We start from the raw sequence: 8012 nt of genomic DNA on the forward strand, positions 1-8012 counted from the left end.
GCCATGCGTGTCAAAGCCATGCCCCTGCGCACGTAAACAAGCCATGCACGTCCGGTCTCACCACCGAAGCCGACGTTCCCCGAGCGCGGCGCTGAGCTGTTCAAACACCGCCCGCGCCTCGGCTTCCGGCAGATACCGCAGGCACAACGCGATGCTGCCGCTTGCCCCCGCCGTATCCAGCCATACGCTGGACGTGCCCAGCCACCGGTCCAGCGGCGAGCGGCCCAGCCGCAGCGCCTGCAGCTTGTCCAGCTCGGCAAACCGCCACCAGCGTTGCCACCAGCCACCGCGCACGGCCACGTAACGCGCATCCAGGTGCCAGCCCATATGCGCCATGGTGCGATGTGCGCGCAGCGCCGACCACGGCAGCCACGCCAGCACCAGCGCGCCCCACGGCCCCACTTCCCACACGGCACCGGCAGCCAGCAGCGGCACGATCACCAGCGCCGGCAGGCACAACCGCCACCAGCCGCGCAGCGGCACCGGGCGCCACTGCGCCGGTGGCCACTGCAGCTGCGGCAGAAGGTGCTGCACCAGCGTGTTACAGGCCTCGGGCCTTGCCAGCGGCGCCAGTTCGCGCAGGTCGCGGCGTTCGCCATCGGTGGATACACCGGCGGCGATATCGATGCGCAGGTGGCGGCGATCGAACCAGCGCTGCAGCGCGGTTTCGCGCAGCGTCCAGGCCTGGATCCGCCGGCGCGCCACACTGGTGCGCATACGCGTGAGCAGGCCGCTGGCCACGGTGAGGCGGCGCTCGTGTTCGGTCAGCCGGAAGCCGTGATAGCGCAGCAGCGCCACCGCCACGGAGAACACCCGCAGCAGTGCCCAGAAGCCGATCACCATTACCAGTGCCGCCACCACCCAAACCCAGGTGGCCGGGTGCAGGGAGCTGGCATAGCCGAACGCCTGGCGGCCACCGTGTTCAATGGCGTCGTCGACCGCGCCGCGCGGGAACAGCTGGTACGACGCACCGATAGCGGCCAGCACCACCACCCAGCCGCGATTGGACAACAGCCCGACGCGCACCACATCGGCGGTACCCAGCTGCAGCAGGACATCTTCGGCCGGGACGTCGGGGGTTTGCACCGCCGTCGTATCCCCGCTGGCCACCTGCTGCTGCCCGCGCTGGCGCACCAGCTGCTCCAGCGCCAGCGCCTGGTCCAGCTTGAGCACGCGCATTTCCGCTTCCGGCCGGTTCCCGCCGGCCGATTCCAGGCGCAGTTCGGCCACGCCGAACAGCCGGTGCAACGGATTCTGGTGCACCACCACGTTGTGGATGCGTGCGAAGGGAATCTCGCGCCGGTTGCGTGAAATCACCCCGCTGCGCACGCTGATCGCATCGCGGCCGATCCGGTAATGGAAGGTGAGGTACTGCAGGATGGAAACGGCCACCAGCACCACGATCACCACCAGCGCCGCCAGGTTCGACCACATCTCCTCCTGGTCACTGTCGCCGCGGCCACCGAACACCACCAGCGCTACCAGCGGCAGCAGGAACTGGCGCAGCTGCATCAGCAGCACGAACAGCCACGACCATGGATGCAGGCGCTGGTCGGGGGCGCCGTCGTCAGCCAGGGGCGTGCTCACAGGGCGTCGTCGTCCTGGTCCAGCTGGCGCCCCAGCGTATCGCGCAGGTGCTCGGCATCGGCCTGGTCCAGCCCGGCCAGCGACACCGCACTGAAACGGCTGCCGGCGGTATGCACCACCAGGGTGGACAGCCGCGCGGTGCGTTCGATCGGGCCACGGCGCAGGTCCAGGTGCTGCACGCGCGACAGCGGCACCCGGGTCTCCAGCTGCCACATCAGGTCACGGCGCACGCCCAGCCCCTGCGCATCCAGCCGCCACCACGTGCGGCGCTGCCGGCGGAAGCCGAAGACGCCGCCGATCAGCGCGCCGGGAAGCAGCATGGCCGGTCCCGCGATCCAGCGCATCGGCAGGTCGAAGACCACCCACAGCGTGCCGAGCACGCCCCCGATGAAGATTGCACCGGTGATGGCACCGGCCACGCCGGCGATGGTGGCCGCGCGCAGCGGCAGCGGCTGCCACGTGCCCTGGTCGGGCAGGGGGGGTGGGGACGGCAACGGGGCAGGGGACGGGTCGGACAAGGCAAGCGCTCGGCAGGAGGAAACATGCCGGGCGTCCACATCAGGTCGGCTGCGCCCGTCGCGCAGACGGTAGCAGGTTGGCGCGGGCTATTGCGCGGCCTGTATCAGCGCGTCCACATCCAGCAGGTGGCCGGCGCGTTCGGCCTTGGTGCGCAGGTAGTGCTCGTTCTCGGCGGTGATGTCGCCGGTCACCGGCACGCAGTCCACCACCTCGATCCCGGCATGGCGCAGGCGCTGGGCCTTGGTCGGGTTGTTGCTGAGCAGCTGTACGCGCTGTACGCCCAGGCCCTGCAGCATCGCCACCGCGCTGCCATAGCGGCGCTCGTCGGCGCCGAAGCCCAGCTGTGCATCGGCATCGATCGTATCCAGCCCATCGTGCTGGTAGCCATAGGCGCGCATCTTGGCGGCAATGCCGGTGCCGCGGCCTTCCTGGTCCAGGTACAGCAGCACCCCACCGCCCAGTTCCTTGAGCTTGCGCAGCCCGCGCCGCAGCTGGTCGCCGCAGTCGCACTTGAGCGAGCCGAACAGATCGCCGGTCAGGCACGAGGAATGCACGCGCACCGGTACCACGCCGGCAAGATCGGGGTTGCCCACGATGATCGCCACCTGGTCGCGCTGGGCCACGCCGCCGCGGAACACCGCAAATTCGGTCATGCCCACTTCGCGCAGCGGCACCGGCGAGCGTGCCACCAGTTCATAGGCGTGTGCGGCCTGCTCGGCGCCCTGGGCCAGGTCGCACAGCGATACCTGCGCGCAGCTGTCGAAGCGGGCATCGCCCGGGGCCAGCAGTACCCCGACCATGGCCGGGAGCAGCAGGCCCAGCCGGGCGATTTCCACCGCGCCCTCATCCAGGGCCTGCCCGGCGGTCCAGCCGGCCGGCATCGGCTCGGCATCGCGCAGGTAGCTCAGCGAGGGCAGTGCATCAAAGTCGACCCCGGCCAGCGGGACGCGTGCGCCGTCTTCGGCGGCCACCCCCAGCACCCGCGCACGGGTAGCGGTCAGGAACAGGTAATGCTGCCCGGCGGCCACCCCGGCAAAGGCGGTGTAGCTGCTGCGCGTACTGCTGTCCAGGGCAATGAAAGCCAGGCGCTGGCCGTGGCCGTCATCGATCACCACCGGGCGGCCGGCACGCAGTTCGGCCACCGCGCGCTCGCAGCGGATCGCGGCCGGATCGCCGAACGGGGAAGAAGCAACTGGGGACATGGCAGGGGCCGTGGGGGACATCGTGGTTTCACAGTGGGGTCGGAAGGCGCCGATTCAATCGTGGCCGGTGCGACGCAGCGTCGCGCTCAGTGCGGATGTCGGTCGGTGGCGTACGGGTCCACTTCGTCGCTGTGCGGCGGGCGCAGCGTGTAACGCTTGTAGGTCCACTGGTACTGGGCCGGATCGCGGCGGGCAATCGCCTCGATGCCGGCATTGAGCGCACTGGCGGCCGTGCGCGGGTCAGGATCGGCCACGGCGGCGTCAGCCGGCGTGATGTGCAGGGCGAACTGCATGCCCGGCCCGGTGCGTTCGCACCACCCGTACAGCACCGTGGCCCCGGTGCGCTCGGCCAGCCGGTTGACCAGGGTCATGGTCAGCGCTTCCACCCCGAAGAACGGGGCGAACACGCCATCGCCGGCCTTGGGTTGCTGGTCCGGCAGGATGCCGGTGGCGCCGCCGTCCTTGAGCACCTTGAACAGCTGGCGCACCGCCGGCCCTTCGGCCCGGACCTGCTGCACGTTGCTGCCGCCCCGGACCAGCTGCAGGAATTCATCGCCCACCGCTTCATCCGGCGCCTTGTAGACGATGGCGATCGGCCCGCGCGAGGCCAGCCACTGGTTGAGCAGCTCCCAGTTGCCGTAGTGCGGGGCGGCCACGATCACGCCCTTGCCGCTGGCCAGGGCCGCGTCGTACAGCGCCTCGCCATGGCGTTCGGTGAGCAGGGCCAGGTTCCGGTCGCGCGGGCGGGTCCACAGGCGCAGTGTTTCCACCGCCTGCAGCGCGGTCGAGCGCAGCACCGCCTTGTGCAGGGCGGCGCGGTCCTCGGCCGACAGCTCGGGGTAGGCCAGCTCCAGGTTGCGCCGGGTCACCCGGCTCTCGCGGGCGTTCAGGGCGATCCAGAGCCCGGCCAGGCCATGGGCAAAGCCGCGCAGCCAGGACCAGGGCAGGCGGGTGAACAAAGCGGCGGCGCGGTAGGCCAGGCGGGCGGTGGTTTGCGGTTTCATCGGGGCAAAGTCTAGCCGGTGCAGGCGCTCAACCCCTAAGGTAGGCCGCTTGTTCATCCTGGAAAGCCCCACCATGCTCGTCCTCATCCAGCGCGTTACCCAGGCCAGCGTCAGCGTGGACCACGCCGTGGTCGGCCAGATCGGCCCGGGCCTGCTGGCCCTGGTGGGCATGGAGCCGGGTGATACCGACGCCCAGATCCGGCGCATGGCCGATCGCCTGCTTGGTTACCGTGTGTTTGCAGATGAGAGCGGGAAAATGAACCGATCCCTGGGGGAGACAGGGGGCGGCCTGCTGCTGGTGAGCCAGTTCACCCTCGCGGCAGACACGGCCAGCGGGATGCGCCCGGGCTTCAATACCGCCGCGCCGCCTGACGAGGCTGAACGTGGATTCAACAGATTGGTGGAGATCTGTCGTCAAAAGCACGTTTCAGGGGTGGAAACCGGTCAGTTTGGCGCCCATATGGTTGTCAGCCTGATCAACGATGGTCCGGTGACCTTCCTGCTCAGACCCTGACCCCGGGACCACCGCCCGGGCCCGAGGGGCGCTGGGCTGGTATAATGCTAGGTTCTATTCCCTATCCCTGCCGGTGGCGCGAGCACTACATGGCCAACGAACGTCCTGCCCAGCAAAACGACATCAAGCTTCTGATCAGCAAGGGCCTGGAACAGGGCTACCTGACCTACGCCGAAGTCAATGACCACCTGCCCGACGACATTGTCGACCCGGAGCAGATCGAAGACATCATCGGCATGATCAACGGCATGGGCATTGATGTCCATGAAGTTGCGCCCGATGCCGAAACCCTGCTGCTCAACGACGGCAACACCGGTAACCGCGAAGTCGATGACACCGCGGCCGAAGAAGCTGCCGCCGCACTGAGCGCACTCGACACCGAAGGTGGCCGCACCACCGACCCGGTGCGCATGTACATGCGCGAAATGGGTACCGTGGAGCTGCTGACCCGCGAAGGCGAAATCGCCATCGCCAAGCGCATCGAAGAAGGCCTGGGCCAGGTCCAGGCTGCACTCGGCACCTTCCCGGTGTCGGTGGAATCGCTGCTGGCCGATTACGAAGCGCACAAGGAAGGCAAGAAGCGCCTGGCCGAAGTGATCGTCGGCTTCAACGACCTGGTGGAAGAAGTCCCGGCCCCGGTCGTGGCTGAAGACACCAGCGACGACGCCGATGCGGACGCCGACGAAGACGAAGAAGACGGCGACGACGTCGAAGAAGAAGCCGGCCCGACCGGTCCGGACCCGGAAGAAGTCGCCCGCCGCATGGCCGAGCTGGCTGCTGCCTACGCTGCCTTCAAGAAGGCGGCGACCAAGGCCGACCGCAAGCCGCTGACCAAGCTGCGCGACGACATGGCCGCCGTGTTCGTCACCCTGAAGCTGCCGTTGCCGCTGACCGACGTGCTGGTCAAGCAGCTGCGCGATGTGATGGCCGACATCAAGGGCCACGAGCGCCGCGTGCTGAACCTGGCCACCGTGACCGCCCGCATGCCGCGCAAGGACTTCATCCGTTCCTGGGAAGGCAACCAGACCAACCTGGAGTGGGTGGAAGACGCACTGAAGCGCAAGCAGAAGTGGTCTTCGGCCCTGCGTGACGTCAAGGACCAGATCATTGCCGAGCAGCAGGCCACCATCGACATCGAGAAGAACACCTCGCTGGAGCTGGAAGAGCTGAAGGAAATCAGCCGGGCCATGGCCTACGGCGAAGCCAAGGCGCGCAAGGCCAAGAAGGAAATGGTCGAAGCCAACCTGCGCCTGGTGATCTCCATCGCCAAGAAGTACACCAACCGCGGCCTGCAGTTCCTCGACCTGATCCAGGAAGGCAACATCGGCCTGATGAAGGCCGTGGACAAGTTCGAGTACCGCCGCGGCTACAAGTTCTCCACGTATGCGACCTGGTGGATCCGCCAGGCCATCACCCGTTCGATCGCCGACCAGGCGCGCACCATCCGTATTCCGGTGCACATGATCGAAACGATCAACAAGTTGAACCGCATTTCCCGCCAGATGCTCCAGCAGTACGGCCGCGAGGCCACGCCGGAGGAGCTGGCCAAGGAAATGGACATGCCGGAAGACAAGATCCGCAAGGTGATGAAGATCGCCAAGGAGCCGATCTCGATGGAAACCCCGATCGGCGACGACGAGGATTCCCATCTGGGCGACTTCATCGAGGACACCAACGTGGAGTCCCCGATCGAGAACACCACCAACATCAACCTGTCGGAAACCGTGCGTGACGTGCTGGCTGGCCTCACCCCGAGGGAAGCCAAGGTGCTGCGCATGCGCTTCGGCATCGACATGAACACCGACCACACCCTCGAGGAAGTGGGCAAGCAGTTCGACGTCACCCGCGAGCGCATCCGCCAGATCGAAGCCAAGGCGCTGCGCAAGCTGCGCCACCCGAGCCGCTCCGAGCAGCTGCGCAGCTTCCTGGATATCGATTGATGTCCAGGTAGTCGCGTAAATGAAAAAACCCCGCTTCGGCGGGGTTTTTTTATGGGTTGCCGCCAGCGTCGGACGGATCGGGCTCCGCCGCATCGCGCCGGACGCTGGCACACATAATGCTGGGGGCGGGTAGGGTCGGTTCCCAAACGACCGCCGACCTCGCTCATCGGCACGGTAACGCATGGCCCCAACCGAAGATCGCTCTTGCCCACTCCGGCGCCTTGCCGCGCTGATCAGGCCAGTGGCGCCATGTAGCACTGGCTACCTCAAGCGTGACACGGGCCCGAACGCCCGCGAAAGGCACTGGAGTAGGGCATAGCACGCCCTGCTTCAGCCCGTCCCCAGTAGCAACCCCCGCTTCGCCTCCACTACACTGTGCAACCGCGAAGGGCCTATAGCTCAACGGTTAGAGCAGAGGACTCATAATCCTTTGGTTCCAGGTTCGAATCCTGGTGGGCCCACCACATCCGAGCGCTGATAGCGATGTTGACCAGGTATTGGCCGGGTAAGCTGCCGCAATGATCAGACCCCTCACCGTAGTTGAGATCCAGGGCCGAAGTGAGCAGGGCATGACGCGCCCGTTTCACTGCCGCTGCGATGACGGCAACCTTTACTTCGTCAAAGGGCGCGCGGCAAGTCAGCGCAGCCTGATCTGCGAATGGCTTGGCGGCAATCTCGCTAAAGCTTTCGGTCTGCCGATTCCGGAATTCACGATCGCACAGGCAGCCCCCGAGCTTCTGGAACTGCACCCGGAAGGCCGAGACCTGGGGTCTATGCCTCTGTTTGCCTCGCGGAAGGTAGAACACGTGCAGGAGTTCAGCATTTCCCACTTGCATCAGGTGGTTGACTGTCTGCAGCGCGATGTGCTGGCTTTCGACTGGTGGATCAACAATGGAGACCGCACCCTTACGGCCTACAGCGGGAACCCCAATTTGCTGTGGAGTACCGAGGCGCGCAAGCTGGTCGTCATTGATCAGAACTTAGCCTTCGATCCGGACTTTGACCCTGCTACGTCCAGTGTGACCCATGTCTTTGCAGGCCAGATAGATCTTTTGAATCAAGATCTTATAGAACCTCAGCGTCTACGCGAACTGTGCGGTCGGGCGCTGGCGGTTTGGGCCGATGCCTGCAAGAATGTCCCTCAAGAGTGGCAGCTCGTGGATGAAGAGCAGACCGTACCCACCAATATCGATCCAGATGCTGGTCTTGCCCTGTTGAATAGATACTCCCATGGGAACTTTTGGAG

At 66.4% G+C, this 8012-nt stretch carries 7 protein-coding genes and 1 tRNA gene; 4 read left to right on the plus strand and 4 right to left on the minus strand.

Annotated features, from left to right (window positions below):
- Positions 1 to 57: 57 nt before the first annotated feature.
- From KVS69_RS10350 to KVS69_RS10365, 4 genes are all read right to left on the minus strand, one after another.
- Positions 58 to 1587 (minus strand): PH domain-containing protein, encoded by a 1530-nt coding sequence (locus tag KVS69_RS10350; protein WP_345776803.1) that lies wholly within the window; start codon positions 1585 to 1587, stop codon positions 58 to 60.
- Entirely contained in the window at positions 1584 to 2105 is a 522-nt protein-coding gene (locus KVS69_RS10355; protein WP_245356735.1) for a PH domain-containing protein, read from the minus strand. Before KVS69_RS10355 ends, KVS69_RS10350 begins: the two co-directional genes overlap by 4 nt.
- A gap of 87 nt (positions 2106 to 2192) precedes the next feature.
- Complete coding sequence (gene ribA / locus KVS69_RS10360) at positions 2193 to 3329, minus strand: GTP cyclohydrolase II RibA (RefSeq protein WP_217537991.1); 1137 nt, start codon at positions 3327 to 3329, stop codon at positions 2193 to 2195.
- 65 nt (positions 3330 to 3394) lie between these two features.
- Entirely contained in the window at positions 3395 to 4312 is a 918-nt protein-coding gene (locus KVS69_RS10365) for a lauroyl acyltransferase (RefSeq protein WP_095363036.1), read from the minus strand.
- 73 nt (positions 4313 to 4385) lie between these two features.
- Between KVS69_RS10365 and dtd the strand changes: the two genes are divergently transcribed.
- From dtd to KVS69_RS10385, 4 genes are all read left to right on the plus strand, one after another.
- The gene (dtd, locus tag KVS69_RS10370) at positions 4386 to 4826 is read left to right on the plus strand and encodes a D-aminoacyl-tRNA deacylase (RefSeq protein WP_217537996.1); all 441 of its coding nucleotides are present in this window, start codon (positions 4386 to 4388) and stop codon (positions 4824 to 4826) included.
- A gap of 89 nt (positions 4827 to 4915) precedes the next feature.
- Positions 4916 to 6766 carry an RNA polymerase sigma factor RpoD gene (gene rpoD, locus KVS69_RS10375; RefSeq protein WP_068854157.1) on the plus strand — a complete coding sequence of 617 codons (1851 nt, stop codon included), beginning with the start codon at positions 4916 to 4918 and terminating at the stop codon, positions 6764 to 6766.
- Positions 6767 to 7154: 388 nt separating this feature from the next.
- Positions 7155 to 7230, plus strand: a tRNA-Ile gene (locus KVS69_RS10380).
- Positions 7231 to 7284: 54 nt separating this feature from the next.
- On the plus strand, positions 7285 to 8012 hold a 728-nt coding region (locus tag KVS69_RS10385; RefSeq protein WP_217537992.1), incomplete at its 3' end, for a HipA family kinase.

This window comes from Stenotrophomonas sp. GbtcB23, from assembly GCF_019091045.1.
Lineage (GTDB): Bacteria > Pseudomonadota > Gammaproteobacteria > Xanthomonadales > Xanthomonadaceae > Stenotrophomonas > Stenotrophomonas rhizophila_A.

Coding starts and splice junctions, on each gene's coding strand:
- ribA (WP_217537991.1), bottom strand. CDS start 3,329: ATGTCCCCCACGGCCCCTGCCATGTCCCCAGTTGCTTCTTCCCCGTTC.
- KVS69_RS10365 (WP_095363036.1), bottom strand. CDS start 4,312: ATGAAACCGCAAACCACCGCCCGCCTGGCCTACCGCGCCGCCGCTTTG.
- dtd (WP_217537996.1), top strand. CDS start 4,386: ATGCTCGTCCTCATCCAGCGCGTTACCCAGGCCAGCGTCAGCGTGGAC.
- rpoD (WP_068854157.1), top strand. CDS start 4,916: ATGGCCAACGAACGTCCTGCCCAGCAAAACGACATCAAGCTTCTGATC.